The organism is Methylobacterium sp. P1-11 (assembly GCF_008329595.1).
GTDB lineage: Bacteria > Pseudomonadota > Alphaproteobacteria > Rhizobiales > Beijerinckiaceae > Methylobacterium.
Map to the genome: position 1 here is coordinate 61,269 of NZ_NPKS01000016.1, position 25,848 is coordinate 87,116.

At 71.0% G+C, this 25,848-nt stretch carries 24 protein-coding genes and 1 riboswitch; of the genes, 14 read left to right on the forward strand and 10 right to left on the reverse strand.

Annotated elements, in window-relative coordinates; all coding sequences use genetic code 11:
* Nucleotides 1–2 precede the first annotated feature (2 nt).
* The 7 genes from glp to CIW48_RS17375 form a co-directional block, all read right to left on the reverse strand.
* Nucleotides 3–1,232: a gephyrin-like molybdotransferase Glp gene (gene glp / locus CIW48_RS17345; RefSeq protein ID WP_149311886.1), complete on the reverse strand. Its 1,230-nt coding sequence runs from the start codon at nucleotides 1,230–1,232 to the stop codon at nucleotides 3–5.
* Nucleotides 1,229–1,720, reverse strand: coding sequence for a cyclic pyranopterin monophosphate synthase MoaC (gene moaC / locus CIW48_RS17350; RefSeq protein WP_149311887.1), 492 nt, complete (start codon nucleotides 1,718–1,720; stop codon nucleotides 1,229–1,231). The genes glp and moaC overlap by 4 nt, the downstream gene beginning before the upstream one ends.
* Before the next feature lie 3 nt (nucleotides 1,721–1,723).
* On the reverse strand, nucleotides 1,724–2,611 hold the full coding sequence (gene trpC, locus CIW48_RS17355; RefSeq protein ID WP_149311888.1) for an indole-3-glycerol phosphate synthase TrpC: 888 nt from the start codon (nucleotides 2,609–2,611) through the stop codon (nucleotides 1,724–1,726).
* Entirely contained in the window at nucleotides 2,608–3,645 is a 1,038-nt protein-coding gene (gene trpD, locus CIW48_RS17360; protein ID WP_149311889.1) for an anthranilate phosphoribosyltransferase, read from the reverse strand. Before trpD ends, trpC begins: the two co-directional genes overlap by 4 nt.
* Nucleotides 3,646–3,680: 35 nt before the next feature.
* Nucleotides 3,681–4,295 carry an aminodeoxychorismate/anthranilate synthase component II gene (locus CIW48_RS17365; protein ID WP_149311964.1) on the reverse strand — a complete coding sequence of 205 codons (615 nt, stop codon included), beginning with the start codon at nucleotides 4,293–4,295 and terminating at the stop codon, nucleotides 3,681–3,683.
* A 104-nt stretch (nucleotides 4,296–4,399) separates the two neighbouring features.
* Complete coding sequence (gene trpE / locus CIW48_RS17370) at nucleotides 4,400–5,920, reverse strand: anthranilate synthase component I (RefSeq protein ID WP_149311890.1); 1,521 nt, start codon at nucleotides 5,918–5,920, stop codon at nucleotides 4,400–4,402.
* A 3-nt stretch (nucleotides 5,921–5,923) separates the two neighbouring features.
* Entirely contained in the window at nucleotides 5,924–7,825 is a 1,902-nt protein-coding gene (locus CIW48_RS17375; RefSeq protein ID WP_149311891.1) for a peptidylprolyl isomerase, read from the reverse strand.
* A 187-nt stretch (nucleotides 7,826–8,012) separates the two neighbouring features.
* On the opposite strand from CIW48_RS17375, the gene tpiA reads away from it, so the two are divergent.
* Nucleotides 8,013–8,774 (forward strand): triose-phosphate isomerase, encoded by a 762-nt coding sequence (tpiA, locus tag CIW48_RS17380; RefSeq protein ID WP_149311892.1) that lies wholly within the window; start codon nucleotides 8,013–8,015, stop codon nucleotides 8,772–8,774.
* A gap of 84 nt (nucleotides 8,775–8,858) precedes the next feature.
* Here the strand turns inward: tpiA and CIW48_RS17385 are convergent, their stop codons facing one another.
* Nucleotides 8,859–9,314: a nuclear transport factor 2 family protein gene (locus CIW48_RS17385; RefSeq protein WP_149311893.1), complete on the reverse strand. Its 456-nt coding sequence runs from the start codon at nucleotides 9,312–9,314 to the stop codon at nucleotides 8,859–8,861.
* A 308-nt stretch (nucleotides 9,315–9,622) separates the two neighbouring features.
* Here CIW48_RS17385 and secG point away from each other — a divergent pair, with 308 nt between their 5' ends.
* From secG to CIW48_RS17405, 4 genes are all read left to right on the forward strand, one after another.
* Complete coding sequence (gene secG, locus CIW48_RS17390; RefSeq protein WP_149311894.1) at nucleotides 9,623–10,039, forward strand: preprotein translocase subunit SecG; 417 nt, start codon at nucleotides 9,623–9,625, stop codon at nucleotides 10,037–10,039.
* Between the two features lie 156 nt (nucleotides 10,040–10,195).
* The gene (locus CIW48_RS17395) at nucleotides 10,196–11,824 is read left to right on the forward strand and encodes a CTP synthase (protein ID WP_149311895.1); all 1,629 of its coding nucleotides are present in this window, start codon (nucleotides 10,196–10,198) and stop codon (nucleotides 11,822–11,824) included.
* A 57-nt stretch (nucleotides 11,825–11,881) separates the two neighbouring features.
* Complete coding sequence (locus tag CIW48_RS17400; RefSeq protein ID WP_091778806.1) at nucleotides 11,882–12,334, forward strand: DNA polymerase III subunit chi; 453 nt, start codon at nucleotides 11,882–11,884, stop codon at nucleotides 12,332–12,334.
* On the forward strand, nucleotides 12,334–13,929 hold the full coding sequence (locus tag CIW48_RS17405) for a peptidase S10 (protein WP_149311965.1): 1,596 nt from the start codon (nucleotides 12,334–12,336) through the stop codon (nucleotides 13,927–13,929). Before CIW48_RS17400 ends, CIW48_RS17405 begins: the two co-directional genes overlap by 1 nt.
* A gap of 66 nt (nucleotides 13,930–13,995) precedes the next feature.
* Here CIW48_RS17405 and CIW48_RS17410 read toward each other — a convergent pair whose 3' ends face one another.
* The gene (locus CIW48_RS17410; RefSeq protein WP_149311896.1) at nucleotides 13,996–15,360 is read right to left on the reverse strand and encodes a discoidin domain-containing protein; all 1,365 of its coding nucleotides are present in this window, start codon (nucleotides 15,358–15,360) and stop codon (nucleotides 13,996–13,998) included.
* A gap of 164 nt (nucleotides 15,361–15,524) precedes the next feature.
* Nucleotides 15,525–15,719, forward strand: a riboswitch (cobalamin riboswitch).
* 34 nt (nucleotides 15,720–15,753) lie between these two features.
* Between CIW48_RS17410 and CIW48_RS17415 the strand changes: the two genes are divergently transcribed.
* Genes CIW48_RS17415 through cobJ form a run of 9 tightly spaced genes read left to right on the forward strand, consistent with a single transcriptional unit; the run spans nucleotide 15,754 to nucleotide 25,073 of the window.
* The gene (locus CIW48_RS17415) at nucleotides 15,754–15,936 is read left to right on the forward strand and encodes a CbtB domain-containing protein (protein ID WP_173009296.1); all 183 of its coding nucleotides are present in this window, start codon (nucleotides 15,754–15,756) and stop codon (nucleotides 15,934–15,936) included.
* 16 nt (nucleotides 15,937–15,952) lie between these two features.
* Entirely contained in the window at nucleotides 15,953–16,690 is a 738-nt protein-coding gene (locus CIW48_RS17420) for a CbtA family protein (protein ID WP_149311898.1), read from the forward strand.
* Nucleotides 16,683–17,084 (forward strand): DUF1636 domain-containing protein, encoded by a 402-nt coding sequence (locus CIW48_RS17425; RefSeq protein ID WP_149311899.1) that lies wholly within the window; start codon nucleotides 16,683–16,685, stop codon nucleotides 17,082–17,084. The genes CIW48_RS17420 and CIW48_RS17425 overlap by 8 nt, the downstream gene beginning before the upstream one ends.
* A complete protein-coding gene (gene cobW / locus CIW48_RS17430) occupies nucleotides 17,081–18,115 on the forward strand; it encodes a cobalamin biosynthesis protein CobW (RefSeq protein ID WP_149311900.1) in 1,035 nt (344 codons plus the stop codon). The genes CIW48_RS17425 and cobW overlap by 4 nt, the downstream gene beginning before the upstream one ends.
* A 47-nt stretch (nucleotides 18,116–18,162) precedes the next feature.
* The gene (gene cobN / locus CIW48_RS17435) at nucleotides 18,163–21,522 is read left to right on the forward strand and encodes a cobaltochelatase subunit CobN (RefSeq protein WP_149311901.1); all 3,360 of its coding nucleotides are present in this window, start codon (nucleotides 18,163–18,165) and stop codon (nucleotides 21,520–21,522) included.
* The gene (gene cobG / locus CIW48_RS17440) at nucleotides 21,519–22,847 is read left to right on the forward strand and encodes a precorrin-3B synthase (RefSeq protein WP_149311902.1); all 1,329 of its coding nucleotides are present in this window, start codon (nucleotides 21,519–21,521) and stop codon (nucleotides 22,845–22,847) included. The genes cobN and cobG overlap by 4 nt, the downstream gene beginning before the upstream one ends.
* Nucleotides 22,844–23,536 carry a precorrin-8X methylmutase gene (locus CIW48_RS17445; protein WP_281407357.1) on the forward strand — a complete coding sequence of 231 codons (693 nt, stop codon included), beginning with the start codon at nucleotides 22,844–22,846 and terminating at the stop codon, nucleotides 23,534–23,536. Before cobG ends, CIW48_RS17445 begins: the two co-directional genes overlap by 4 nt.
* Nucleotides 23,536–24,315 (forward strand): precorrin-2 C(20)-methyltransferase, encoded by a 780-nt coding sequence (locus CIW48_RS17450; RefSeq protein WP_149311903.1) that lies wholly within the window; start codon nucleotides 23,536–23,538, stop codon nucleotides 24,313–24,315. Before CIW48_RS17445 ends, CIW48_RS17450 begins: the two co-directional genes overlap by 1 nt.
* Nucleotides 24,312–25,073 carry a precorrin-3B C(17)-methyltransferase gene (gene cobJ, locus CIW48_RS17455; RefSeq protein ID WP_149311904.1) on the forward strand — a complete coding sequence of 254 codons (762 nt, stop codon included), beginning with the start codon at nucleotides 24,312–24,314 and terminating at the stop codon, nucleotides 25,071–25,073. Before CIW48_RS17450 ends, cobJ begins: the two co-directional genes overlap by 4 nt.
* Here cobJ and CIW48_RS17460 read toward each other — a convergent pair.
* Nucleotides 25,040–25,837: a cobalt-precorrin-6A reductase gene (locus CIW48_RS17460; protein ID WP_246695291.1), complete on the reverse strand. Its 798-nt coding sequence runs from the start codon at nucleotides 25,835–25,837 to the stop codon at nucleotides 25,040–25,042. The genes cobJ and CIW48_RS17460 overlap by 34 nt on opposite strands.
* Between the last annotated feature and the right edge of the window lie 11 nt (nucleotides 25,838–25,848).

The following is a 25,848-nucleotide window of genomic DNA, read 5'->3' on the forward strand; positions in this document are numbered from 1 at the left end:
CGTCAGAGCAATCGGCGATCGAGGCGCATGATCCGGCAGGGCTCGCCCGTCCGCGCGGCCGGCGCGTGCGGCGCGCGGATCAGGAGGGCCTCGGATCGCCCCAGCACGGCGAGCATCGAGGAATCCTGGCGCTGTTCGGCGGTCGCGACCGGCAGCCGGCCCGGCTCGAGGGCGAGGCTCGCCCGCATGTAGTCGGCGCGGCCGTCATTGGCCGGGAGATCGTGGCCGAGCGTCGCCGGCTCACTGCGGTCGGCGCCCGCCTGTGGATCGCCCTGGAGCGCGCGGATGGCCGGAACGGCGAAGAGCAGTCCGCAGACGATCGACGAGACCGGATTGCCCGGCAATCCGATCACCAGCATGTCGCCGAGGCGGCCGTGCATCAGAGGCTTGCCCGGTCGGAGGGCGACCCGCCAGAAGCCGAGTTCCAGTCCCTCCTTCGCGAGCGCGGCCTGAACCAGATCGTGGTCGCCGACGGAGGCGCCTCCAAGGGTGATGAGCAGGTCGGCCCGCGCCTCGCGGGCCCGACGGAACGCATCCGCCAGGGCGGCGTGATCGTCGGCGGCGATCCCGAGATCGATGATGTCGGCGCCCGCCTCCGCGGCGAGGGCCCCGAGCGCGAGGCTGTTCGAGGCGACGATCTGGTCCCAGGCGGGCGCCGCACCGGGCTCTACCAATTCGTCACCGGTGGCAAGGATCGCGACGCGCGGCCGGCGCCGGACGGAGAGGCGCGGATGGCCGGCGGCCGCGGCCAACGCCAGACGGCGGGCGTCGAGGCTCATGCCGGCCGGGATCAGTGTCTCGCCCGCGGCGAAATCGAGGCCGGCCCGGCGGATGAACCGCGTCGGCTCCACCGGCTCCAGGACACGTACAAATTCTGCATCCGTCGACGCGTTCTCCTGGATCAGGATCGCGTCCGCGCCCTCCGGGACCGGTGCACCGGTGAAGATCCGCACCGTCTCGCCCGCGCCTATCCGGCCCGAGAAGCCGTGGCCGGCCGCGCTGGTGCCGATCAGCCGCAGGGTCGCCCCGGCCCGCGCGGCGTCGGCGCAGCGTACGGCGTAGCCGTCCATGGCCGAGGCCGGAAACGGCGGCTGGATGCGCGAGGCGACGACGTCCGCGGCGAGCGTCCGGCCGGCGGCCTGTGCCAGAGGGACGGTCTCGGGCTCCACCGGCGCGGCGACGCTCGCGAGCACGCGCGCCAGCGCCTCGGCGACCGGGATCAGGCCACTCATTCCGTCGGGGCCCGGTACGTGCCCGAGCGGCCGCCATCCTTGGCGGTCAGGCGGATGCCCTCGATCCGCATGCCGCGATCAACGGCCTTCACCATATCGTAGACCGTCAGGCAGGCCACCGAGACAGCGGTCAGGGCCTCCATCTCGACGCCGGTCGGGCCCTGAACCCGGACCTCGGCGGCGATGCGCAGGCCGGGCAGCGTATCGTCGGGCTCGCACTCGACCCGGACCTTCGACAGAAGCAGCGGATGGCAGAGGGGGATCAGCTCATGGGTGCGCTTGGCCGCCATGATCCCGGCGAGCCGCGCAGTGCCGATCACGTCGCCCTTCTTGGCGTCGCCCTCGCGGATCAGCGCCAGGGTCTCGGGCTTCATCACGATCTGGCCTTCCGCCCGGGCGGTCCGGTCGGTGGCGGGCTTGTCGGTGACGTCGACCATGTTGGCCGCGCCGCTGGTGTCGAGATGGGTCAGCGTCGAACCCGGCCGCATCGCTTATGCCTTCTTCCGCGGCTTGCCGCCCTTGGCCTCCGCATCCCCGAACAGCAAGGTGCGGGCCGCCTTCGTGACGTCAGGCTGCCGCATCAGGCTCTCGCCGACGAGCACCACGCCGAGGCCGTTGTCCCGGAGACGTACCACGTCGGCATGGTCGCCGATCCCGCTCTCGGCCACGGCAATGCGGTCCGCCGGAATGCCCGGTGCGAGCCGGATCGCGGTCTCGAACGAGACCTCGAAGGTCTTGAGGTTGCGGTTGTTGATGCCGATCAGCGCCGTACCGAGCGGGATCGCTCGGGTCAGTTCGGCCGCATCATGCACTTCGACCAGAACGTCCATCCCGAGGAGATGCGCCGTCTCCACTAGGGCCACGGCCTCGTCGTCGTCGAGGCAGGCCATGATGACGAGGATGCAGTCGGCGCCCCAGGCCCGCGCCTCGTAGACCTGATAGGGCTCGAACAGGAAATCCTTGCGCAGCACCGGAAGCCCGCAGGCCCCGCGCGCCGCCGTCAGGTATTCGGGCCGACCCTGGAAAGAGGGCTCGTCGGTGAGCACCGACAGGCATGTTGCGCCTCCGGCCTCGTAGGCGGCGGCCAGGGTGGCCGGATCGAAGTCGGCGCGGATCAGGCCCTTCGAGGGCGAGGCCTTCTTCACCTCGGCGATCAGCGCCGGGCGGTCCTCGGCGAGGTGGGCGCGGATCGCCGCCGCGAAGCCGCGCACCGGCTCCGCCTGCGCAACCCGACGCTCCAGCTTGGCGAGCGGCACGCGCAGCTTCGCCTCGGCGATCTCGCGGCGCTTGTAGGCCTCGATCCGGGCGAGGACGTTCGGCCGCTCGGGCGGCGTTTCGGCGCCGGTCTCCTGGGTCGCCTCATGCGTCAGCGAGCTCATCGGCCCTCCTGCCCGTTGGAGTGGTCGTTCGAAGCCCGGACAAGGCGGGCGAGCGTCGCCCGGGCAGCCCCGGAATCCACCGCATCCTGCGCCTGCGCGACCCCGTCCGCCAGAGCCTGTGCGGCTCCCGCGACGACGAGTGCAGCCCCCGCATTGAGAACCGCGATGTCCCGATAGGCGTTGCGGGCGCCCGCCAGTACGGCCTCGAGCGCCCGTGCATTGTCGGCGGGATCGCCCCCGCGCAGTTCCTCGGGCGCGCGCAGCGTCAGCCCGAATTCCTGCGGATCGATGGTGAAGCGGGACAGCCTGCCGTCATCGAGGACGACCACCCGCGTCGGACCCGTGACGGTGATCTCGTCGAGCCCGTCGGAACCGTGGACGGTCCAGACCCGGCGGCTGCCGAGTTCGGCCAGGACCCGCGTCAGCGGCTCGGCCAGTGCCTCCTGGGCGACGCCGAAGAGCTGATAGCCGACGCCGGCCGGATTGCTCAGCGGCCCCAGCAGGTTGAAGATCGTCCGCACCGGCAGTTCCGAGCGGACCGCCGCGACGTGGCGCATCGCGGGATGATGGGCCTGGGCGAAGAGGAAGCAGAGCCCGGCCTCGTCGAGACAGCGCGCCTGCCCAGCGGGGTCGAGACCGAGCCTGACACCCAGAGCCGCGAGCACGTCGGCGGCACCGGAGCGCGAGGTCGCGGCGCGGTTGCCGTGCTTGGCCACGGGCACGCCACAGGCGGCCACCAGGATGGCGGCCAGCGTCGACACGTTGACGCTGCCGGAATGGTCGCCGCCGGTGCCGACGACGTCGACGGCGTTCGCCGGCGCCGAGACGCGCGTCATGCGCGCCCGCATGGCCTCTGCGGCGCCGACGATCTCCTCGACGGTCTCGCCGCGCACCTTGAGGGCCGTGAGGAAGGCACCGGCCTGGACCGGCGTCACCTCGCCCGACAACAGGTCGTCGAAGGCGGCGCGGGACTCGGCGCGGTCGAGGGCGAGGCCCCCGGCGACCTTCGCGAGATGGGGTCTGAAACGATCCATGGGTTCTGACGGAGGGCCGCCCCGGCCTCCCGGCGTCAATGCACGTCGGCACGCGTCCTGTCACGCGCCGTGTTCCAGGCGGCGGCAAGATCCAGGAAGTTCTTCACGATCTCCGTGCCGTGCTGCGACCGGATACTCTCCGGATGGAACTGGACGCCGTGGAGCGGGCGCTCGGCATGTTCCAGACCCATGATCAGGCCGTCCGCCTCGGCGGTGACCCGCAGCGCCGACGGGCAGCTCGCGCGATCGACGACGAGGGAGTGATAGCGGGTCGCCTCGAAGCTGTCGTTCAGGCCACGGAACAGGCCGCGCGCGCCGTGCCGGATCGTCGAGACCTTTCCGTGAAGCGGCAGGGGCGCCCGCACGACATCGCCGCCGAATGCCTGGCCGATCGCCTGAAGGCCCAGGCACACGCCGAAGATCGGGATCTCCTCGGACAGGTCGCGGACGACGTCGAGGCAGATGCCCGCCTCAGTGGGCGTGCACGGCCCGGGCGACAGCACGATCGCGTCCGGAGCCTTGGCGCGGATGTCGGCAATCGTGAGCGCGTCGTTGCGCACGACATCGACCGTGCCGCAGAGCGGACCGATCAGGTGCACGAGATTCCACGTGAAGGAATCGTAGTTGTCGATGACGAGGACGTTGGGCATCGCGGCGGCACGCTCGGACATGCAGGCGATGTGACCCCTCGCATCCGCGCGGTCAACCATCTGCGTCGGCCGGTGGGCGGGATCGGAGCCGACGCGCGGCTCGGCTACTGCCCGCGTTTCGCCTGTGCGGCGAAGCGCACCGCCTCCTCGGCGGCCCGGAACAGCGCCTTGGCCTTGTTGACGCATTCCTGTTGCTCGGAGGCGGGATCCGAATCGTAGACGATCCCGGCTCCGGCCTGGACATGCATCTGGCCGTCCTTGACCACGGCGGTGCGCAGGACGATGCAGGTGTCCATCTCGCCCCGGGCACCGAAATAGCCGATGCAGCCGGCATAGGGGCCGCGCTTCTCGCGCTCCAACTCGTCGATGATCTCCATGGCCCGCACCTTCGGCGCGCCGGAGACCGTCCCGGCCGGGAAGCCGGCCGCCAGGGCGTCGAGCGGGTCGTGGCGCGGGTCGAGGTCGCCCTCGACATTCGACACGATGTGCATGACCTGGCTGTAGCGCTCGATGAAGAACGAGTCGGTCACGCGGACGCTGCCGATCCGAGAGACCCGGCCGGCATCGTTGCGGCCGAGATCGAGCAGCATCAGGTGCTCGGCCCGCTCCTTCGGGTCGGCGAGGAGTTCCTCGGCGAGAGCGGCATCCTCGGCCGGGGTGGCGCCGCGGCGGCGGGTACCGGCGATCGGGCGGACCGTGACGGTGCCCTCGCGCACCCGCACGAGGATCTCCGGCGAGGAGCAGACGATCTGAAAGGTCTCGAAATCGAGGTAGCACAGGAACGGCGCCGGGTTCGTGCGCCGGAGGGAGCGATACAGGCTGAAGGCCGGCAGGGTGAACGGCGCCGAGAAGCGCTGGGACAGCACCACCTGGAACACGTCGCCCGCGACGATGTACTCCTTGGCGCGCGCCACCATGCCGAAGAACGCATCGGGCGGCGTGTTCGAGACCGGTTCGGGATGGGCGACGGCGGACAGATCCACCCGCGCCTCGATCGGCAGGGGCCCCTCCAGGGCAGCGGCCACGCGGTCGAGGCGCTGGAGCGCGTCCTCATAGGCGGCGCGGGCCGCGACGCCGTCCACAGGCCGGACCGGCGACACGACGGTGATCAGGTCGCGGATGGAGTCGAAGACGACCATCACGCGGGGACGCATCAGGATCGCATCGGGCACGCCGAGCGGATCCGGGTTGGGCTCCGGCAGCCGCTCCATGGCGCGGACCATATCGTAGCCGAGATAGCCGAACAGGCCGGCCGCCATCGGGGGCAGATCCTGGCCGTCCGCCTCGCCGATCGCGCTCTCGGCAATCAGCGCCCGCAGGCTCGCCAGCGGCGCCCGGCCGTCCGGCTCGAACCGCGTGAGATCAACGCCTTGCGCGACCGCGGGCGTGCCGTCCCGGCAGCGCCAGATCAGGTCCGGATCGAGGCCGATCATGGAGTACCGGCCGCGGACGGCCCCGCCCTCGACCGATTCGAGGAGGAAGGCCGGCCCGGAATGGCCGGCGCGCAGCTTGAGGAACGCCGCGACCGGCGTCTCCAGATCCGCCACGAGGCTGATCGCGACGAGGCTCGGCTGTCCGGCCGTGTAGCGCGTCGCAAAGGCCGCATAATCGGGCGCGTCGGCCATGCCTCAATACTCGCCGCCGATGGCGCGGCGCAGGGCCGGCGCATCGACCTTGACGCCCGCGTTCTTCTGGACCTCGCTGATATACTGGGACAACACGTCGTCCGCGAGGGCGGCCTGGAAGCTCTGCGTGATCTGCTTGTCGCTGGGGCTGTCGGCCACGAAGGCCGGAACCGTCGCCGCCGTGACCTTGAAGACCGCCCGCGAATCCCCGGCCGCCGCCGTGCCGGCCTTGCCCACCGGCGTCGCGAAGATCAGGTTCACGTCGTCCGGCTTGAGCATGTCCTTGGCCTGGTTGCGCGCGAGATCCTGCGCCTCCTGCAGGTTGACGCCGACCTCCTGGGCGGCCGCTTCCATCGTCTCGCCCTTGTTGATCTTCTCGACCAGCTCGCGCCCCTTGGCCTGAAGGCGCTTCGCGATCTCGGTCGCGGTCCAGCCGGCCTTCACGCCGTCCTTGACCTGATCGAGGGGCTTGTCGTGAGCCGCGTCGATCCCGGTGACGTCGTACCAGACATAGCCGCCGGTCTTGGTGCGCAGGGGCTCGTTGTCGCCGCCGATCTCGGCGCGGAACAGGGCCGGCAGCGTGGTGTCCGGATCGGGGATATCGGCGACACGCTGCCCGTCCGGCCCCTTGCCGTTGGCGTCGACGGCCTTGACGGCGACCAGCTTGAGCGCGCGCTCCGCCGCGATGTCGGCCAGCGGCTTGGCGCCGGCGCGCTGATCCTCAATCGCGTCGCGTGTCGTCTCCATCGCGTCGCGGGCGCGGGCCAGAGCGAGGGCCTTGCGGATCTCGCCCTCGACGGCCTCGAAGGGCTTCACCGTCCCGGGGTCGACCTTGGTCACCCGCAGCAGCACCGTGCCGAAGCGGCCCTGGACCGGCTGGCTCACACCGCCCTCCGGCAGCGCGAAGGCGGCGTCGGCCACCGCCTTGTCGAACAGCTCGCTCCTGGTCAGCGTGCCCAGCGTCAGATCCTTGTCGTCGGTGCCGCGCTCGGTCGCCACCGCCTCGAACGTCTTGGAGCCATCCGTGATCGCCTTGCGGGCCGCCTCGGCCGCGGCCGTGTCGGGGAAGACGATCTGCTGGATGGTGCGCTTCTCGGGCGCGCCGTAGCGATCCTTGTTGAGCGCGTAGGCGGCGCGCGCATCGGCCTCCGTGATCGCGTCCGGCTTCGCCATCGCCTCCGGCTCGACCACGAGGAGGCTGGCCGCCCGGAACTCCGGCGCCCGGAATCCGGCTTTGTTGGCCTCGTACCAGGTCTTCAGCTCGTCGTCGGTCGGCTCGGGAATCTGGCCCGCCACCGAGGGCGTCAGCATCAGGTAGGCGGCGGCGCGGCGCTCGGTGGTGTAGCGGTGGACAGCCTCGCGCATGGCGACCGGCACATGCAGGTCCGACGACACCGCCTCGGCGAGTTGCAGGCGCGCGATGACGGAGCGCTGCTCGCGTACGAACATGCCTTCGTTGAGGCCCGCGCGCTGCAGGGTCTGGTAGAAGAGCTGCGGCTCGAACTGGCCCTGCTGGTTCTGGAAGCTCTTCTCCTCGTGGATCGCCTTGATCACCGCGCTATCCGGCACGACGAGGCCGAGATCGTGGGTTTTCTGATCGAGGGCGGCCTCGGTGATCAGCTGGGACATCACCTGCCGGTCGAGACCGAGCATCCGCGCCTGATCGGGCGTGAGCGGACGCTTGAGCTGCGTCTGATAGCGCTGCAGCTGGTTCTGATAGGCTTGGCGCACCTGCTCGGCGGTGATCGGCGTGCTGCCGACGGTCGCCACCGTGTTGCTCGCGCCGCCGCGGAAGAACTCCTCGACGCCGAAGATCCCGACGCCGGCGATCAGCAGCGTGAAGATGATCGTCAAGACGATCTTGCCGAGCCAGTGCTGGCTGGCGTTGCGGATGCCCTGAAGCATGGTCTGTGATCGAGTACCTTCGGCAGCCAGCCCGTCGCCGGGCCGGCGCTGTCCCTGAGAGCCGACCGCGATAGACCATTCGCGTCCACAGGCAAAGGCTCGGGCGCTCCCGGCGGTTTGCACGCCCAAGCTCGCTCTGGTAGGCCCCGGCGACATCGGGAAAGGCCGCGGCGGAGCGAGGGCAGGAATGACGCAGTCGGGGCGCAGGCCGCTTGTCGCCGGCAACTGGAAGATGAACGGGACCCGGGCATCCATCCAGGTGGTCGAGGCGATTCGCGATGGGCTGTCGCCGGACCTCGCGTCGCGGATCGACGTGCTGATCTGCCCGCCGGCGACCTTGATCAGCTCCTGCGTAGCGGCCGCCGCCGGCTCGCCGATCGCCATCGGTGGCCAGAACCTCCATGCCCGCCCGAGCGGCGCCTTCACCGGTTCGATCTCGGCCGAGATGCTCGCCGATCTCGGCGCCAAATACGTGATCGTCGGCCATTCCGAGCGCCGGGCCTACCACCACGAGACCGACGACGGCGTCCACGCCAAGGCGCTGGGTGCCCGGCGCGCGGGTCTGTGCGGCATCATCTGCGTCGGCGAGACCATTGAGGAGCGCGAGCAGGGCCGCGCCCTCGACATCGTCCGCGCGCAGCTCGCCATCGGCCTGCCGAAGGGTGCCACGGCGGCCGACACGGTGATCGCCTACGAGCCGGTCTGGGCGATCGGCTCGGGGCGGACGCCGACGCCCCGCGACATCGCGGAAGTCCACGCCTCCCTGCGCGAGATGCTCGACAAGCTCGTGGGCGACGAGGCGCACAAGATCCGCATCCTCTACGGCGGCTCGGTGAAGCCGGGGAACGCCCGTGAGCTTCTGTCCGTCGACAACGTCGACGGCGCCCTGGTCGGCGGCGCGAGCCTCGTGGCCGAAGATTTCCTGGGGATCTGCGCCGCCTACGCCTGACGGCGCATCGGCGGTCCGAAGGCACCGCGCAACCGGATCGCTTCGCTCGAAAAGACGGTGCGGGGCGATCGCGCGGGCGTAACATCAGATCTTGAACGCCTGACGGGCGAGCAGCCGCCAGCGTCCGCCGTCGCGGTGCCAGACCTGCATCACGCCGATATGCACCGGCGCCGTCTTGCCGCCTGCGACGACCTCGCCGGTGAAGACATGTCGGGCGACGGCATCTTCGCCGACCACCGAGACGGAGCGGTCCGACAGGGTGATGCTCGGGAAAGCCGAGCGCTTGCTGGTGAGCGTCTCGACGAACGCCGCCTTGTCCTGCACCAAGCCGCTGGAATGGCCATAGCTCAGCCCGTCGAGAACCAGGGCGTCGAGGGCGGGTCCGTCCGCGGCCAACAGCGCCTTGGTCAAGGCATCGACGGCCTGCTCCACGGCGGCGGCGTCGCCGGCGTCGGTTCCGGCCGCAATCCCGGGGACCGACCGGATCAGAACGGGCGCGGCGATGGCGGCGGCAAGCGCCGCTCGGCGTGACACGGACATGGTTTGCCTCCCGGACGGGGCTGCACGTTCGCTCGGCGGCCCTCGCCCGGGGAGAGAGCACGCGGCGCGGCCGAAGGCGAGAGCCGATGCGGACAACGGGCCGCGCCCGTCAGGTTGGCGACGGGCTGCCGGTGGTGTATGCCGTCGCCGAATTCCGGCCGGTCCGCCCGCGAAGTCGCCCACGAGCTTCCCGTCGCACGCATGCGTGCCGAGGAGCACCGGAAACGATCGCGGGCGCCGGCCATCGTGCGTTCGTCTCCCGGTGCCCGCTGCCGGCGCGCGGCGCTGAAGAAGATCCCGGAACACCGATGCAGACCGTCCTGATCGTCGTCCACCTCATCATCGTGCTCGCGCTGATCGGCGTCGTGCTGCTTCAGCGCTCCGAGGGCGGGCTCGGCCTGGGCGGCGGAGGCGGCGGGGTCGCCGGCTTCATGACCGGCCGCGGCCAGGCCAATGCCCTGACCCGGGCCACCGCGATCCTGGCGGCCCTGTTCTTCACCACCAGCTTGGTCCTGGCCATCCTGTCCCACCGCTCCGCGGCGCCGAAATCGATCCTCGACACCGGCGCGCCGCAGACCTCGGGCCAGCCCGCCAAGCAGCCGACCGGCGCCGACAATCTGCTCGACACGCTGCGCCAGCAGCAGGACCGGGTGCCCGCGACCGCACCCGCACAGCCGGCCGCGCCCGCCCAGCCGGCGGTTCCGGAAGCGCCGCAGTCGCGCTGACGCGCCGCGCCCGAAGCGGCGCCGCGTCTCACCCCGTCTCCGACGGGCCGGTGCTCGACCGGCCCGTGTCATGCGTTCCGTGATCCCCAGCCCATGCAACGGCCGGGGCATTCGCCGTTTGGCAAACGTCAGCACCTTCTTTATGGACCGAGGCTCATGACGCGGTACGTTTTCATCACCGGCGGCGTGGTTTCCTCTCTCGGCAAGGGGCTCGCGTCGGCGGCCCTGGCGGCGGTGCTTCAGGCCCGCGGCTACCGGGTCCGGATGCGCAAGCTCGACCCCTATCTGAACGTCGATCCGGGCACGATGAGCCCGACGCAGCACGGCGAGGTGTTCGTCACCGACGACGGCGCCGAGACCGATCTCGACCTCGGCCATTACGAGCGCTTCACCGGCGTGCCGGCGAGCCGGGCCGACAACATCACCACGGGTCGGATCTACCAGGAGATCATCGCCAAGGAGCGGCGCGGCGACTATCTCGGTGCCACGATCCAGGTGATCCCGCACGTCACCAACGCGATCAAGGATTTCGTCCTCGACGGCAACGACGCGTTCGACTTCGTGCTGGTCGAGATCGGCGGCACGGTGGGCGACATTGAGGGCTTGCCGTTCTTCGAGGCGATCCGCCAGCTCGGGCAGGAGCTGCCCCGGGGCACCTGCTGCTACGTCCACCTGACGCTCCTGCCCTACATCCCGTCCGCGGGCGAGCTGAAGACCAAGCCGACGCAGCACTCCGTGAAGGAATTGCGCTCCATCGGCATCCAGCCCGACATCCTGCTCTGCCGCTGCGACCGTGACATCCCGGTCGACGAGCGGCGCAAGCTGGCGCTGTTCTGCAATGTCCGCGAGACCGCGGTGATCGAGGCGCGGGACGTGGCGTCGATCTACGAGGTGCCGCTCTCCTACCGGAAGGCCGGCCTCGATCGGGAGGTGCTCGGCCATTTCGGGCTGGAGCACGGCGAGGAGCCGGATCTCGGCCGGTGGCGCACGATTGCCGAGCGGGTGCGCAACCCCGAGGGCGAGGTCTCGATCGCCATCGTGGGCAAGTACACGGGGCTGAAGGACGCCTACAAGTCGCTCACCGAGGCGCTGACCCATGGCGGCATCAGCCATCGGGTGAAGGTCAATCTCGAGTGGATCGAGGCCGAGGTGTTCGAGCGCGAGGACCCTGCACCGTTCCTGGAGAATCTCAACGGGATCCTCGTGCCGGGCGGGTTCGGCCAGCGCGGCGCCGAGGGCAAGATCCGCGCGGCCCGCTACGCCCGCGAGAAGCGCATTCCCTATCTCGGCATCTGCTTCGGCATGCAGATGGCGGTGATCGAGGCCGCCCGCTCGCTGGCCGGCATGCCGGAGGCTAATTCCACCGAATTCGGCGACACCTCAGAGCCGGTGGTCGGCCTGCTCACCGAGTGGCTGCGCGGCAACGAGCTGGAGCGGCGGGCCGCGGCCGGCGATCTCGGCGGTACGATGCGGCTCGGCGCCTACGAGGCGAAGCTCGATCCCGAGTCGAAGATCGCGCAGATCTACGGGTCCGAGCAGATCTCCGAGCGCCATCGCCATCGCTACGAGGTCAACATGGCCTATCGCGAGCGGCTGGAGGCGAAGGGCCTGCGCTTCTCGGGCGTGTCCCCCGACGGCCTCCTGCCCGAGACGGTGGAGCATGTCGGGCACCCGTGGTTCATCGGTGTGCAGTTCCACCCGGAGCTGAAATCCCGCCCCTTCGAGCCGCACCCGCTGTTCAAGGGCTTCATCGGCGCCGCGATCGAACAGAGCCGGCTGGTCTGAGCCGCGGCTCCGCGCCGCTGCTCGCGCGGCGGTCCGGAGCCCTATATCGTCAGCGTCGTGACCGAGATCCTCTTCTACCACATGCAGCGGCAGCCCCTGGAACGGGTGCTGCCGAATCTGGTCGAGCGCTCGCTGGACCGCGGCTGGCAGGCCGCGATCCAGGCGGCGAGCGAGGAGCGTCTGCAGGCGCTGGACGACCACCTGTGGACCTATTCCGACGAGAGCTTCCTGCCGCATGGCACCGACCGCGAGCCCGATGCGGCGAGCCAGCCGGTGGTGCTGACGCTTCGGGACGTGAACCCCAACGCGGCCTCGATCCGCTTCCTGGTCGAGGGCGCCGACCTGCCGCCCGATGCCGGCGCGTATGAGCGGATCTGCATCCTATTCGACGGGACCGATCAGGATGCGCTCCTGCGCGCCCGCGAGCAATGGAAGCAGGCCAAGGAGGCGGGCCACGCGGTCGCCTACTGGCAGCAGGACGAGTCCGGACGGTGGAACAAGAAGGCGTGATGGTGCCCCACAACAGACGTCTCACGCGCGCTGCGCTCGCCTTCACGCTGGCCATCGGCGCGCCCTCGGGCGTTCTGGCCCAGGAGCTGCCGCACGGTCATCCTTCTACGGAGACCAAGCCGGCGCCGCGCGGGCCGGAGGGGCGACGGCTGCCGCCGGATTCGACCACGAAACAGAGCGTCACCCTCCCGGATGGCAGGACCCTCGATTTCACGGCCACGGCCGGAAGCCTGCCGCTCGTCGACGAGGCGGGGAAGTTGCAGGCCGAGATCGCCTACGTCGCCTACACGATGGCGCCGGAGGCCGGCCGCGAGCGCCCGGTGACCTTCGCGGTGAATGGCGGGCCGGGTGCCGCGTCGGCCTATCTGAACATCGGGGCGATCGGCCCCTGGCGGCTGCCTGTCGGCGGGGACAGCATCAGCCCGTCGCAGCCGGTGGCGCTCACGCCCAATGACGGGACGTGGCTGGGCTTCACCGATCTCGTCTTCATCGATCCCGTTGGCACCGGCTACAGCCGGGCCGCGGACGGCAACGGCAAAGCCTTTTGGTCGATCGATTCCGATGCGTCGACCCTGGCTGCGGTGATCGCCCGCTACCTGCGCGTCAACGACCGCATGGCGAGCCCGAAATTCTTCGTCGGCGAGAGCTATGGCGGCTTCCGTGGCCCGCTGATCGCCGAAAAGCTTCAGGAGGAGATCGGTGTCGGCCTCTCCGGTCTGGTGCTGCTCTCGCCGGTGCTTGATTTCGGATGGCTGGAGACGCCGCGGGCCAATCCGTGGGGCTACGTGCTGAAGCTGCCGGCGCTCGCGGCCGGCGCCTTGGAGCGGGCCGGGACGGTTCCGACGCCAGCCCTCCTGGGCGACGCGGAGGCTTACGCCTCGGGCCCGTACCTGGCCGACCTCCTGAAGGGGCCGAGCGATTCGGCAGCTGTCGCGCGGATGACCGAGAAGGTTGCTCCGCTCGTCGGACTCGATCCCGGTCTGGTGCGCGCCCAGGCCGCGCGCCTCTCCACCCGGAGCATCCAGCGCGAGATCGATCGCGCCGAGGGCCGAGTGGCGAGCGCCTACGACACCGGCATCACCGGCTGGGACCCGAACCCGGACGCCGCGCAATCGAGCTTCGAGGACCCGCAGCTCACCGCGCTCCAGGCGCCGCTGACCAGCGCGATGCTTGACCTCTACGCGCGGACGCTCAAATGGCCCGTGCCCAACATGCGCTACGAGCTGCTGAGCAACGCCGTAAACCGCGGCTGGAGCTGGGGCTCAGGCCGGCAGGCGCCGGAGGTTCTGTCGAATCTCAAGGGCGCCCTGGCGCTCGACGGGCACCTGCAGGTCCTGGTGGCGCACGGCTTCACCGATCTCGTGACACCGTACTTCGCCTCGAAGCTTCTTCTGGCGCAGGTCCCCGCCTACGGCGCCGGCCGCCTGAACCTCGCGATCTATCCGGGAGGCCACATGTTCTACACGCGTCCGGATTCGCGTGCGGCATTCAAGGCCGATGTCGAACGGATGTACACGGAGGCGTTGAAGGCGCGCGATGGCGGCTCGGCGCGCCCGGCCCGCGCGCCCGCGGAGCGGCTCAGGACCGCGCCGTGATGACTTCGGACTGAGCGCAGGCTGGCGCGCTTTCTCTGGTCCGGGATCGGCAGGCCGCGGCTCTGATCAAGCGTCGTCGAAGGCAAGGGCTTCGGCCGGGTAATCGATCATCGTCCGGCGCTGCGCGTCGGTGTTCTGCCACTCGCCGACCTTCATGTAGCGCCCCTCGAGATCGCGGACCTCGACCACCTTCCCGATGGTCGGAATCGACTGAAAGCCCTGCGGCCAATTGGACGCGAAGTAGAACACCTGCTCGACGCGCTCCGAGAGGTGGCAGATCGCCGGCCCGAAGGTTCCCAGCCCGAAGACGAGGTAGCGGCCGTCCACGAGCGCGGCGACGTCGGAGATCAGCGACTCGCTCTGGATCTCCACCGCAAGGCCGCACCGTTCCGCGTAGGTCTCCACCTCGGCAATGACCGGGTTCAGCCTGTTCTCGAAGACGAGTTTCACGGAACGGATCCGGCCCTCGGCCAGCAGCCTGTCGATGACCATCCGGTAGAAGGCGAAGGGCGGTTGCGGGTAGTGCGGATCGACCCAGGTGCTGAAAATGTCGCCCGACCGGATGTGAATCAGGAGCTGGTCGTCGGGCTTCGGCGGGAAGGTCTTGGGCAAACCGTTGAACAGGGGCCGGATCACATTCTGCACGATCGCGCGGGAATCGGTCGGCTCCTGCAAACCAGTCACGCGCTCGAACTGCGTCGGATCGAAGTAGAGACCGGACAGGAAGTAGCCGTCCGGCGGCAGCGGCTCGTCCGGGGGGATGAAGGTGATGCCGTCACAGGTCAGCCGCTCGGTCAGGAAGATTACCTTGCTGCGGTCGACTTTCGGGACCTTTATGTATTTCAGGTTGAGCGCCTTCGCGATCGAGACCGCGATAATGTATTGCACGAGGCAGTTGCCGAAGGCGCCGTTCTCGAAGAGCGACAGGCCCACCAGGGCATGGCTCGTGCGGCCGGGCGCAGACCGGAGGTTGTAGGTTACGTAGACGTTGGCGCCGGGCTTCTCGTTCAGGAGCGTCACGTCGAGGCCGAGCATGGCCCGCAGGGCGATGAGATCGACGGCGGCCTCATCGGCCCGGACAATCACGTTTGCGATGCGGGTCGGATCCGGCACGGCGATCCTCATCGCGCGCGCCCAGGCCTGCTCATCGGAGACGATCACAGCCACGAGGGCGTCCGGGGTCGCGGTCCAGCCGGCGGTGTCCGGCGTGGTCCACGTCATGCCGTCCTGCGAGACCGCCACCGTGACCTCGCCGGGTTCCGGAGGAACGGTCCCCTTCCGGGGGTGCAAGACGACGGAGTGGATCGGGAAGCGGCCGCCGAGGTCGACCTCAAGCCAGGCCGTAACGGTTCCGGATTCCGACACGATCCGCGGATCGCGGCCGGCCGCGAGGTCGACGAGGACCGGCTTCGGATCGTCTGCCAGGGCCATCGGATCTCCGGGAGCTGCACGGACGCGCCCATGCCGGGCTGGCCGGGCGTCAGGTGCGGCGGTGCCCGCATCGGGGCGAAGCCGTCAAGCCCGGCTGTCCGAGGACAGGCAGGGGAATCGGATCCGAACCGGCGCCGCTCCGTTGTGTCCGGGCCGTCATGCGTCTACAACGGCGGCGTGACGGTGCCCCGGAAACGGGGTGAAAAGGGAATGCGGTGAGGGGTCTAGGCCCCGACTCCGTGGCTGCCCCCGCAACTGTGAGCGGCGAGCGCCTGCCAAGCGCCACCGGAGCGATCCGGGAAGGCGGTAGGCGCGCCGAGCCGCGAGCCAGGAGACCTGCCGTCACGACAGGATTCCGCATTGCCGCCGGTGGGGCGGCTGGAGAAGTTTGACATGACCACGCAGACCCTCGCCCCCGTCGCCGCCGGCACGCGCTCGTCTGAGCGCCCCGTCGCCATCGCGCTTGCTGCCATGCTGGGCCTCGGCCTGCTGTTCATGGCCGGCTTCTCGCCGGCGATCGCGTTCCACAACGCGGCGCACGATTTTCGCCATACCCAGAACTTTCCCTGCCACTGACGTCTCTGGCGCAGGGATGATCATCCGGCTTCTGTCGGCGGCCCTGGCCGCCGGCTTCTTCGCGGCTGCCGTCGTGACGGGCCTCGAACTTACGCTGACCTCGCCGCTGATCGTCGCAGCCGAGCGCTACGAGCAGCAGGACTCGCCCCATCAGGCCGCGCGGGCGCTGCCGATCGTGCTGGCTCATGCTGGGCACGACCACGCTGCGCCCGACGCGGCGCCCGCATGGCAGCCCGGCCCGGGCCTGCCACGGATGGCGTTCACCGGTCTCGCGACCCTCGTCGGCGGCGTCGGCTACGCGCTGCTGCTCGGCGCGGTGATGCTCGCCTGCGGCCGCGAGCCGACGCCGCAGGTCGGTCTCGCCTTCGCGGTGGCAGGCTTTGCCAGCGTCGCTCTGGCGCCGGGTCTCGGCCTGCCGCCGGAACTGCCCGGAAGCGCGGCCGCACCCCTCGCCGCCCGTCAGGCGTGGTGGGTGATGACCGCCGCGGCGACCGGAATGGGGCTCTATCTGATCACGATCCGCCGCGCGCTGATCACGATCCTCGGCGGCCTCGTCCTGATCATCGCCCCGCATGTCGTTGGCGCGCCCCAGGCACCGGAGGCCGCGTCCGAGCTTCCCGCGGTGCTGGCCGCCCAATTCGCCGCCCGCTCGCTGGCGATCAGCTTCGTGTTCTGGATCCTGATCGGCCTCGGGTTTGGCTGGGCGTGGCAGGCCTTTGCGCGTGGAATGGAACCGGGAGCGGCCCGTGCCTGAGACCGTCCTGTACGTCTGCACAACCTGTCGCCGCCCGGACGATGATCTGGACGGCCCCCGTGCCGGGGCCCGCCTGCTGGAGGCGCTTCGGGCACGAAGCGAGGGCGCACCGGACCTGCGGGTCGAAGCGGTGGAGTGCCTGTCCGTCTGCAAGCGCCCCTGCACCGTGGCGGTCGCCTCGGCGGACCGCTGGACCTACGTCTATGGCGACATGGACCCGGCCGCTTCGGCCGAGACGATCCTCGCCGGGCTTGCCGCGTACGCAGAGACGCCGGACGGGCTCGTGCCGTGGCGCGCCCGCCCAGAGGCGTTCCGCAAGGGTGTGATCGCCCGTATCCCCCCTTTCCCCGAATCCCGCCCGCGTCCCGCCGGCACCCTGGAGGCCGCGGAATGACCCTCGTGAATAAGATCCCCTGCACCATCGTCACGGGCTTCCTCGGGGCCGGCAAGACCACCCTGGTCCGCCACGTCGTCGAGAACGCCAAAGGGCGCCGCCTCGCCATCCTGGTGAACGAGTTCGGCGACGTCGGCTTCGACAAGTCCTTCCTGGCCGCCTGCGGGGTCGAGGGCTGCACCGAGGATGCGATCGTCGAGCTGCCGAACGGCTGCATCTGCTGCACGGTCGCAGACGATTTCGTGCCGGCGCTGGAGACCCTGCTCGGCCGCGCGGAGCCGCCGGAGCACATCCTGATCGAGACCTCGGGCCTCGCGCTGCCGAAGCCGCTGGTCCAGGCGTTCCAATGGCCGGCGATCCGCTCGCGGGTGACCGTCGACGGCGTCGTCGCGGTGGTCGACGGCCCGGCGGTGGCCGCGGGCGCCTTCGCGGAGAATCCCGAGGCCCTGGCCGCCCAGCGGGCCGCCGATCAGTCGGTCGACCACGACAACCCGCTGGAGGAGGTGTTCGAGGATCAGCTCCTCTGTGCCGACCTCGTGGTGCTGAACAAGGCCGACCTCATCGACGCCGCGACCCGGACCAGGGTCCGCGCCGAGGTCGAGGGGCATCTGCCCCGGGCCGTGAAGGTGGTCGAGACGGAGAACGGCGCGATCGATCCGCGGGTGCTGCTCGGCCTCGCGGCGGCCGCCGAGGACGATCTCGATGCGCGTCCCTCGCATCACGGCGAGGGCGAGGATCACGACCACGACGATTTCGAGACCGTCGCGATGCCGATCCGCCCGGCGGTGACCGCCGGGGATCTCGCGGCCCGGGTCGAGAAGGCGGCCGAGGCTGCCGGTGTCCTGCGCATCAAGGGCTTCGCCGAGGTGGAGGGCAAGCCGATGCGCCTCGTGGTGCAGGGCGTCGGCCGGCGCGTAGCCCATCATTTCGACCGGCCCTGGCGGGCCGGAGAGGCCCGCGACGGGACGCTGGTCGTGATCGGTCTCAAGGGTTTCGACAAGGGCGCCGTCGCGGCGGCCCTCGCGGGATGAGGACCGTGGCGCGCCCCCGCCCGGCCTCGGTCTAAGGGGCCGCTGCGGTGCATCTCGTGCGCATCGATGCCGTCTCCCTCGATGAGGGCGAGGCGGCCGTGGATCTCGGGCAGGAGCCCGGCGACCTCGTGGTGCTGTCGTTCACCGACAGCGACCTCGCGGCGGTCGGGCAGGCCCACGCCGCGGAGGCCGGCCTGCCGAGCCTGCGGCTCGCGAAGCTCGCAAAGCTGCGGCATCCGCTGTCCGTCGATCTCTACGTCGAGCGCGTGGTGGCTCACGCCAAGGTCGTGGTGATCCGCTGTCTCGGCGGCCTGGATTACTGGCGCTACGGCATCGAGCGCTGCGCCGAGGCCGCGCGGGCGCATGGCGTCGTGCTGGCCGTCCTGCCGGGCGATGACCGGCCCGATCCGCGCCTGGCGTCGTTCTCCACCGATCCCGACCTCGCCGGCCAGCTCGACGCCTATTTCCGTGCCGGCGGCCCCGACAACCTGCGGCGGATGCTGCGGAGGCTGGCGGTCCGGCTGGGCGCCGCCGGCATGGTCGAGCCCCCGCAGCCGCTGCCCCGCGGCTTTCCCTGGTGTCCGGGCTGCGGCGTTCTTCCCCTGGAAGCGGCGATCGCCGCGGCCGGCACGGCGATCCCGCTCACCGGGTCGCCGATCGCGGCCACGCCCGTCGTTCTTCTGCTGATCTACCGCTCGGCCGTGCTCGGCGGCGACACCGAGCCGTTCGTCGCGCTCGCCGCGGCCTTGAGGGCTCGCGGGATCGGCACGCTGCCGATGGTGGTGTCCAGCCTGAAGGAGCCGGAGGCCGCCGCCGCCGTCGCCGCGGCCGTGCGGGCGCGCAGACCCGATCTCGTGGTCGCCGCGACCGCCTTCTCGGCCCGCGAGGAGGGCATCGACTTCGTCCTCGACGGCGCCGATTGCCCGGTGCTTCAGGCCTTCACAGTGGGTTCGCCCCGCGCGGCCTGGGAAGCTTCGGCCCGGGGCCTCGGCGCGGCCGACCTCGCCATGCAGGTCGCGCTGACGGAATTCGACGGCCGGCTCTCGGGCTTCCCGATCTCCTTCAAGGAGGAGAGCCCGGAGCTCGCCGGTTTCGCCCAGCGCCGGGCGGTACCCTACGACGCCGGCATTACCGCGCTTGCCGACCGGGCCGCGGGATGGCTGCGGCTGGGCGCCCTGCCCCGGGCGGCGCGGCGCGTCGCCCTGGTCTTGTCCGACTATCCGGCCCGCGGCGGCCGGGCCGGCTTCGCGGTCGGCCTCGACACGCCCGAGAGCGTCCGCGCGATCGCCGCCGACCTCGCCGCTGAAGGCTACGAGGCGGGCACGCTTCCGAAGGCCGCAACGCTGATGGCCGATCTCACGGAGGGCCCGGCGGAGTTCCAGGTGCCGCTCGCGGCCTACAAGGCGTGGTGGGGTTCTCTTCCCGAAGACGCACGCACCACCATCACCGCGCTCTGGGGCGAGGCCGAAGCGGACCCGGTCTGCATCGACGGCGCCTTCCGGTTCCGGATAGTGACGAGCGCCGCCGAGGCCGCCCCGATACCGGACCGCGGCAATCTCGCGGTCTTCCTGCAGCCCGACCGCGGGCGCGATCCCGATCGCAAGACCGGGTATCACGACCTCGACCGCGCTCCGACCCACGCCTACATGGCCTTTTACCTCGGCCTGCGGCATCATTTCGACGCTCTGGTGCAGCTCGGCACGCATGGCACCACCGAGTGGCTGCCGGGCAAGGCCGTGGCCCTCTCGCCCGCCTGCTTCCCGGCGCTCTGCGTCGGCGGCCTGCCGGTGATCTACCCGTTCATCGTCGACGACCCGGGCGAGGCCGCGCCGCTCAAGCGCCGCCTCGGCGGGGTGGCGCTCGGTCATCTGACACCCAACATCGCCGTCCACACGCTCACACCCGAGGCTGCGCGGCTGCGTGAGCTTGTGGAGGAGTATTCCGCCGCCAGCGTGCTCGATCCCCGCCGCGCGGACCTCGTCGCCCGCGCCATCCTCGAGGAGGCGGAGGCGGCCGGATTGCTGGACGGTGCCGGGATCGGCGCGGACACGCCGATGGACGAGGCGCTGACACGGCTCGACGCCCATCTCTGCGATCTTGGCGAGACCGTCTTTCGCGACGGCCTCCACGTTTTCGGGCGTGCGTCCGACGGCGCGTCCGAGCCTGTGGCGGCGAGCGCGGCCGCCGAACGGAACGGGCTGCTGGCGGCCCTCGACGGGCGTTTCGTTCCCCCCGGCCCATCCGGATCACCGTCCCGCGGCCGGTCCGACGTACTCCCGACCGGGCGCAACCTCGCGACTCTCGACCCGCGCGCCATCCCGAGCCGCGCCGCCGCGCTCCTCGGCGAGCGGGCCGCCGCCGCGGTCGTGACCCGCTTTCTCCAAGACGAGGGCTCCTATCCGGCCCGGATCGTCATGGATCTCTGGGCCTCTCCGACCCTGCGCACCGGCGGGGAGGATGTGGCCCATGCCCTCGCCCTGATGGGTGTCCGGCCGGTCTGGGACCATGCCAGCACCCGGGTCACCGGTTTCGAGATCCTGCCCCTCGCGATGCTGGACCGTCCGCGGATCGACGTCACCGTCCGGATCTCCGGCGCGTTCCGCGACACGTTCCCCGATACACTCGCGTTGCTCGATCGAGCCGCCCGCGCCGTTGCTGAGCGGGACGAGGCCGATGACGAGAACCCGCTCGCGGCCGCTCGCCGACGGGGCGACACGTCCGTGCGGGTCTACGGAGCGGCGCCGGGCCGCTACGGCGCCGGCACTGCCGCGACCGCCCTGGACGGCACTTGGGATGGCCGCGCCGATCTCGGGATTGCCTATCTCGCTGCCAGCGGCCACGCCTACGGAGATCGCGAGGGGCCGGACGCGGATTTCGCCGCCCGGGTGACGGCAGCCGACGCCTATCTCCACGCTTTCGACGTGGCCGAGCGGGATCTGTTCGACGGCGATGCCGCGGTCGATGCCATGGGCGGCTTCGCGGCCGCCGCAGCCCTGGCGGGGGCCAGTCCCGCACTCTACAGCCTCGACGTCTCGGTGCCGGAACGGCCGAAGGCGCGAACCGCCCGGGAGGACGCGGCTCGCCTGATCCGCGGGCGTCTCGCCGATCCCCGCTGGATCGCGGCCCAACTCCGCCACGGCTACCGCGGCGCGCAGGAATTCGCCCAGGGGCTCGACGCCGTCTTCGTCCTGGCCGCCGCCAGCGATGCGGTGTCCGACGGCGATTTCGAGGCGCTGTACACCGCATGGATCGCCGATGCCGAGGTGTTCGAGCGCCTGCGCGCCGCCAACCCGGCGGCCACCCGGGCGATCCTGGAGCGCTTCGATGAGGCCCGGGACCGCGGCCTCTGGCACAGCCGGCGGAACGCCCTCCCGACTGACGCCCTTCTGCGCGAGGCGGCGGAATGAGCGCGGCCCCTTATCGGCGCGCCCTTCCGGAGGCGCCCGCCCGCCGAGGTTGGTGCCCCGGCCTGGCCCGTCCCATGCCCACCGGCGACGGGCTCCTGGCACGGGTGCATCCGCCGCTCGGCATTCTGACGCTCGACCAGGCTCGCGCCGTTGCCGAGGGCGCGCGGCGCTTCGGGAACGGCCATCTGGATCTCACGGCCAGGGCCAATCTCCAGATCCGTGGGGTGTCCGAAGCGACGCGGGCGCCCCTCGCCGCATGGCTTACAGCCGAGGGGCTCGGCGACGTGCGCGCCGATGGCGGCCCCCAGCGCCTGACGCTCACGAGCCCTCTGGCGGGCCGCGATCCCGAGGAGATCATCGACGTGCCGGCTTTGGCCGCTGCGATCGAGGCCGCGGGGCTGAGCATCCCCGGCCTGCCGGCCAAGACACTGGTGGTCGTCGACGGGCGCGGTGATTGGGCGATACCGGAGGCCGATTGCGCTGTGATCGCTCGGGGCGCAGGCATTGTGGTGATAGCGGCTGCCTGTGATGACGGGCTTCAGGAGCTCCTGACCTGCCGGGCCGGCGAGGCGGCCCGCCTCGTGACGGCGCTGCTGACCGCTTTCGCGCGGACCCGCCGACGCCGCATGCGCGACCTGTCGCGAGATGAGCTTACGGCGCTGACCGAGCCACTCCGCTCCGACAACTCGCCATACGGCGCTTCCGATCGGCCCGGAGAGCACGGCGGTCCGCTCGACGCGGCAGCCGGGCAAAGCCTTCGGACCCTGATCATCGACGCGCCTTTCGGGCGCTGCACGGCCGACGCCCTCGACCGAGTCGCTGCCGCCGCTCTCGCGCTCAAGGCGCGTGAGATCCGGCTCTCGACGACACGGGGTTTCGTTCTGCTGGCACCGCCCGACACGCCGACGGCGGCAACGACGGCGGCCCTGTCGGAAGTCTTCATCGTCGCACCCGGCGACCCGCGACGAGCGATCGATGCCTGCACCGGTGCCCCGGGCTGCGCCTCCGGATCGACCCCCACCCTCGCGGATGCCGCGCGCCTCGCGGAGACCTTCGCCGCCCTTGCGGCGCTGGGACGCGCCGCGCATGTCTCCGGCTGCGCCAAGGGCTGCGCCAATCCGGGTCCGGCCGACCTGACCCTTGTCGGCCGGAATGGCCTCTACGGCGTGGTGATCGGCGGCGCCCCCGGCGATGAGCCGGCCATGGATCTCCCTATCGAGGCCGTGCTGGAGCGTCTAGGAAGGGCCAAGACCATCGGGCTTTCCGCTGCCTTCGCGCCGGAGACGACTCGAACGGTGTGCGGGAGGACCAGGAGACCGGCATGAGCGCGAGCCAGAACGCCCTGCGCCAGACAGGATCGGAGCCGGCCGCGGCCCTCGAATCCACGTCCCGCTACGACTACATCCGCGACGGCGGCGCGATCTACGCGCGCTCATTCGCGATGATCCGCGCCGAGGCCGATCTCGGGCGCTGGTCGGGCGCCGCCGAGCGCGTCGTCGTGCGCATGATTCATGCCTGCGGCATGACCGATCTGCCGGCCGACGTGGAAATGGCGCCTGGTTTCGCCGACGCCGGTGTCGCGGCCCTTCAGGCCGGCGCCCCCATCCTCTGCGACGTCCGCATGGTCGCCGACGGCGTCACCCGCACGCGGCTGCCCGCCGACAACAAGGTGATCTGCACCCTCGGCGACCCGCGCGTCCCGGATCTCGCCAAGAGCCTCGGCACGACCCGGTCGGCCGCGGCCATGGAACTCTGGCGCGAGTACCTCCCGGGCAGCGTCGTGGCGGTGGGCAACGCCCCGACCGCCCTGTTCCGCCTTCTGGAGCTGCTCGATGCCGGCGTGGCGCCTCCCGCCGCGGTGATCGGCATCCCGGTTGGATTCGTCGGCGCGGCGGAATCGAAGGAGGCACTGGCCCGGGACGGCCGCGTGCCGTTCGTGGTCGTGCACGGCCGGCGCGGCGGCAGCGCCATGACAGCCGCGGCGGTCAACGCGCTCGCCAGCGGGGTCGAGTGATGGACGGGTTCGAACGCCTCGACGGCCTGGCCGAGGAAGTACCCGCGGCCGTGGTGACGGGCACGCTCTACGGCGTCGGGATGGGCCCGGGCGATCCGGAACTGCTGACCGTGAAGGCGCAGCGCATCCTGACGCGCGCGCCGGTGCTGGTGCATTTCTGCAAGCGCGGCCGGCGGGGCAATGCCCGCGCCATCGCGGACGCGATCGTCCGCGACCCGGCCCGCGAGATGGCCCTCGCCTATCCCTACACGACCGAGATTCACCCCGAGCACCCGGATTACGTCGCGGCCCTTGCCGGCTTCTACGACGACGCGGCCGGGCAACTCGCCGATCATCTCGGCGCCGGGCGCGACGTCGCGATCCTGTCCGAGGGCGACCCGTTCTTCTACGGCTCGTTCATGCACCTGTGGCGGCGCCTGAAGGACCGCTTCCCCGTTGAGGTGATTCCCGGCGTGACCGGCATGTCGGGCTGCTGGACCCGAGCCGGAACGCCGATCACCTGGGGCGACGACGTCCTCACCGTTTTACCGGCGACCCTGTCGCTCGACGCGCTGACCGAGCGCCTGCGCGGCACCGACGCCGCGGTGGTGATGAAGCTGGGGCGCCATCTCCCGAAGGTGCGCACCGCCTTGTCGGCCGCCGGGCTGCTCGCGCGCGCGGTCTACGTGGAGCGCGGGACGATGGCGGGCGAGCGGGTCGTGATGTTGGCCGACAAGGCCGACGACGACGCGCCCTACTTCTCGATGGTGCTGCTGCCCGGTGAGGGACGGCGGCCTTGAGCGGCAGCCTCACCGTCGTCGGCCTCGGCCCGGGCGACGCGACGCTGCTGACCGAGTCCGCCCGCCGGGCTTTGGACGCGGCAGAGGACGTCGTCGGCTACTTCCCCTATGTCGCCCGCGTGCCCGAGCGTCCTGGGCTGGTCCGGCACGCGAGTGACAACCGCGTCGAGGTCGACCGGGCTCGTCACGCGCTGCAGCTTGCCGCCTCCGGCCGCCGGGTCGCCGTCGTTTCGGGCGGCGATCCCGGGGTCTTCGCCATGGCGGCCGCGGTGTTCGAGGCGGTGGAGCACGGCGAGCCGGACTGGCGCGACCTCGCGATCATTGTGGAGCCGGGCATCACAGCGATGCTGGCAGCCGCGGCCCGACTCGGCGCGCCGCTCGGCGGAGACTTCTGCGCACTGTCCCTCTCGGACAACCTGAAGCCCTGGCCGGTCGTGACCGCGCGGCTGGAGGCCGTGCTGCGGGCCGATCTGGTGATCGCCCTCTACAATCCGATCTCCACCGCCCGGCCCTGGCAACTCGGTGCGGCGCTGGAGATCGCGGCCGGGATCCGCGCGCCCGACACCCCGGTGATGTTCGCGCGCGCCATCAGCCGGCCCGACGAGGCGATCCGGGTCGCGCCCCTCGCGGAGGCGCGCGCCGTGCCGGCCGACATGGCCACGATGGTGATCCTGGGCGCCTCGACCACGCGGCTGATCCCGCGCGCGGGCCGGACGCCCTTCGTCTACACCGCCCGCAAGGTCGCGGGACCAGCGTGAGCGCCCCTGTCCAGCCAGCGGAGGGCGGCCGCGGCGTCCGGGACGCTCGGTACGTCCGGCTTGCCCGGCCGACGCACCATCACCACGGGAATGCCGAGGCTGCGCGCCGCGGCGATCTTACCGTAGGTCGCTGCCCCGCCGGCATTCTTGCTGACCAAGACCTCCGTTCCGCTGGCGCACATCAGCGCGACCTCGGACGCGATATCGAAGGGCCCGCGTGCCTCCAGAGCCGTGAGATCCGGCACCGGCAGGATCCCGCCCAGAGGCTCCACCGTTCGCGCCAGGTAGGCATGCTGGGGCGCCGCCGCGAAGACGCCGGCTTCCTGCCGTCCGACCGTCAGGAACACGCGCCGGGGCTTCGCTCCGAGCGCGGCCACCGCTTCCTCCATCCGGTCGACCTCGATCCACACGTCGCCGGGCTCGCGGCTCCAGGCCGGTCTGCGGATTGCGAGGAGCTGCACCTCCGCCGATGCCGCCGCGCGCTCTGCGTGGCCCGATATCGTCGCGGCGAATGGATGAGTCGCGTCAATCAGGTGGGTGATCGCCTCGGCGCGCAGGTAGCTTGCGAGGCCTTCGACGCCGCCGAACCCGCCGCTTCGCGTCGGCACCGGCTCGGGTTTCGGCGACGAAGTCCGTCCGGCCAGCGAGAGCATCACGGAGAGGTCCGCACGACCGGCGAGCGACCGGGACAGGGTGCTCGCCTCGCCGGTCCCGCCGAGGATCAGGATCCGCATCGTGTCGCTGGTCGGGGGCGCCGAGGTCATGGGCGCCTTGT

What these genes read in the sequence shown, in the direction of transcription:
- CIW48_RS17410 (WP_149311896.1), bottom strand. Translation starts at nt 15,360, where the DNA reads ATGGCCCTGGCAGACGATCCGAAGCCGGTCCTCGTCGACCTCGCGGCC.
- CIW48_RS17415 (WP_173009296.1), top strand. Translation starts at nt 15,754, where the DNA reads ATGACCACGCAGACCCTCGCCCCCGTCGCCGCCGGCACGCGCTCGTCT.
- CIW48_RS17420 (WP_149311898.1), top strand. Translation starts at nt 15,953, where the DNA reads ATGATCATCCGGCTTCTGTCGGCGGCCCTGGCCGCCGGCTTCTTCGCG.
- secG (WP_149311894.1), top strand. Translation starts at nt 9,623, where the DNA reads ATGCAGACCGTCCTGATCGTCGTCCACCTCATCATCGTGCTCGCGCTG.
- moaC (WP_149311887.1), bottom strand. Translation starts at nt 1,720, where the DNA reads ATGCGGCCGGGTTCGACGCTGACCCATCTCGACACCAGCGGCGCGGCC.
- CIW48_RS17450 (WP_149311903.1), top strand. Translation starts at nt 23,536, where the DNA reads ATGGACGGGTTCGAACGCCTCGACGGCCTGGCCGAGGAAGTACCCGCG.
- trpE (WP_149311890.1), bottom strand. Translation starts at nt 5,920, where the DNA reads ATGGCCGACGCGCCCGATTATGCGGCCTTTGCGACGCGCTACACGGCC.
- trpD (WP_149311889.1), bottom strand. Translation starts at nt 3,645, where the DNA reads ATGGATCGTTTCAGACCCCATCTCGCGAAGGTCGCCGGGGGCCTCGCC.
- cobG (WP_149311902.1), top strand. Translation starts at nt 21,519, where the DNA reads ATGAGCGCGGCCCCTTATCGGCGCGCCCTTCCGGAGGCGCCCGCCCGC.
- CIW48_RS17385 (WP_149311893.1), bottom strand. Translation starts at nt 9,314, where the DNA reads ATGTCCGTGTCACGCCGAGCGGCGCTTGCCGCCGCCATCGCCGCGCCC.
- trpC (WP_149311888.1), bottom strand. Translation starts at nt 2,611, where the DNA reads ATGAGCTCGCTGACGCATGAGGCGACCCAGGAGACCGGCGCCGAAACG.
- CIW48_RS17365 (WP_149311964.1), bottom strand. Translation starts at nt 4,295, where the DNA reads ATGCCCAACGTCCTCGTCATCGACAACTACGATTCCTTCACGTGGAAT.
- CIW48_RS17405 (WP_149311965.1), top strand. Translation starts at nt 12,334, where the DNA reads ATGGTGCCCCACAACAGACGTCTCACGCGCGCTGCGCTCGCCTTCACG.
- CIW48_RS17460 (WP_246695291.1), bottom strand. Translation starts at nt 25,837, where the DNA reads ATGACCTCGGCGCCCCCGACCAGCGACACGATGCGGATCCTGATCCTC.
- tpiA (WP_149311892.1), top strand. Translation starts at nt 8,013, where the DNA reads ATGACGCAGTCGGGGCGCAGGCCGCTTGTCGCCGGCAACTGGAAGATG.
- CIW48_RS17445 (WP_281407357.1), top strand. Translation starts at nt 22,844, where the DNA reads ATGAGCGCGAGCCAGAACGCCCTGCGCCAGACAGGATCGGAGCCGGCC.
- cobW (WP_149311900.1), top strand. Translation starts at nt 17,081, where the DNA reads ATGACCCTCGTGAATAAGATCCCCTGCACCATCGTCACGGGCTTCCTC.
- glp (WP_149311886.1), bottom strand. Translation starts at nt 1,232, where the DNA reads ATGAGTGGCCTGATCCCGGTCGCCGAGGCGCTGGCGCGCGTGCTCGCG.
- CIW48_RS17375 (WP_149311891.1), bottom strand. Translation starts at nt 7,825, where the DNA reads ATGCTTCAGGGCATCCGCAACGCCAGCCAGCACTGGCTCGGCAAGATC.
- CIW48_RS17395 (WP_149311895.1), top strand. Translation starts at nt 10,196, where the DNA reads ATGACGCGGTACGTTTTCATCACCGGCGGCGTGGTTTCCTCTCTCGGC.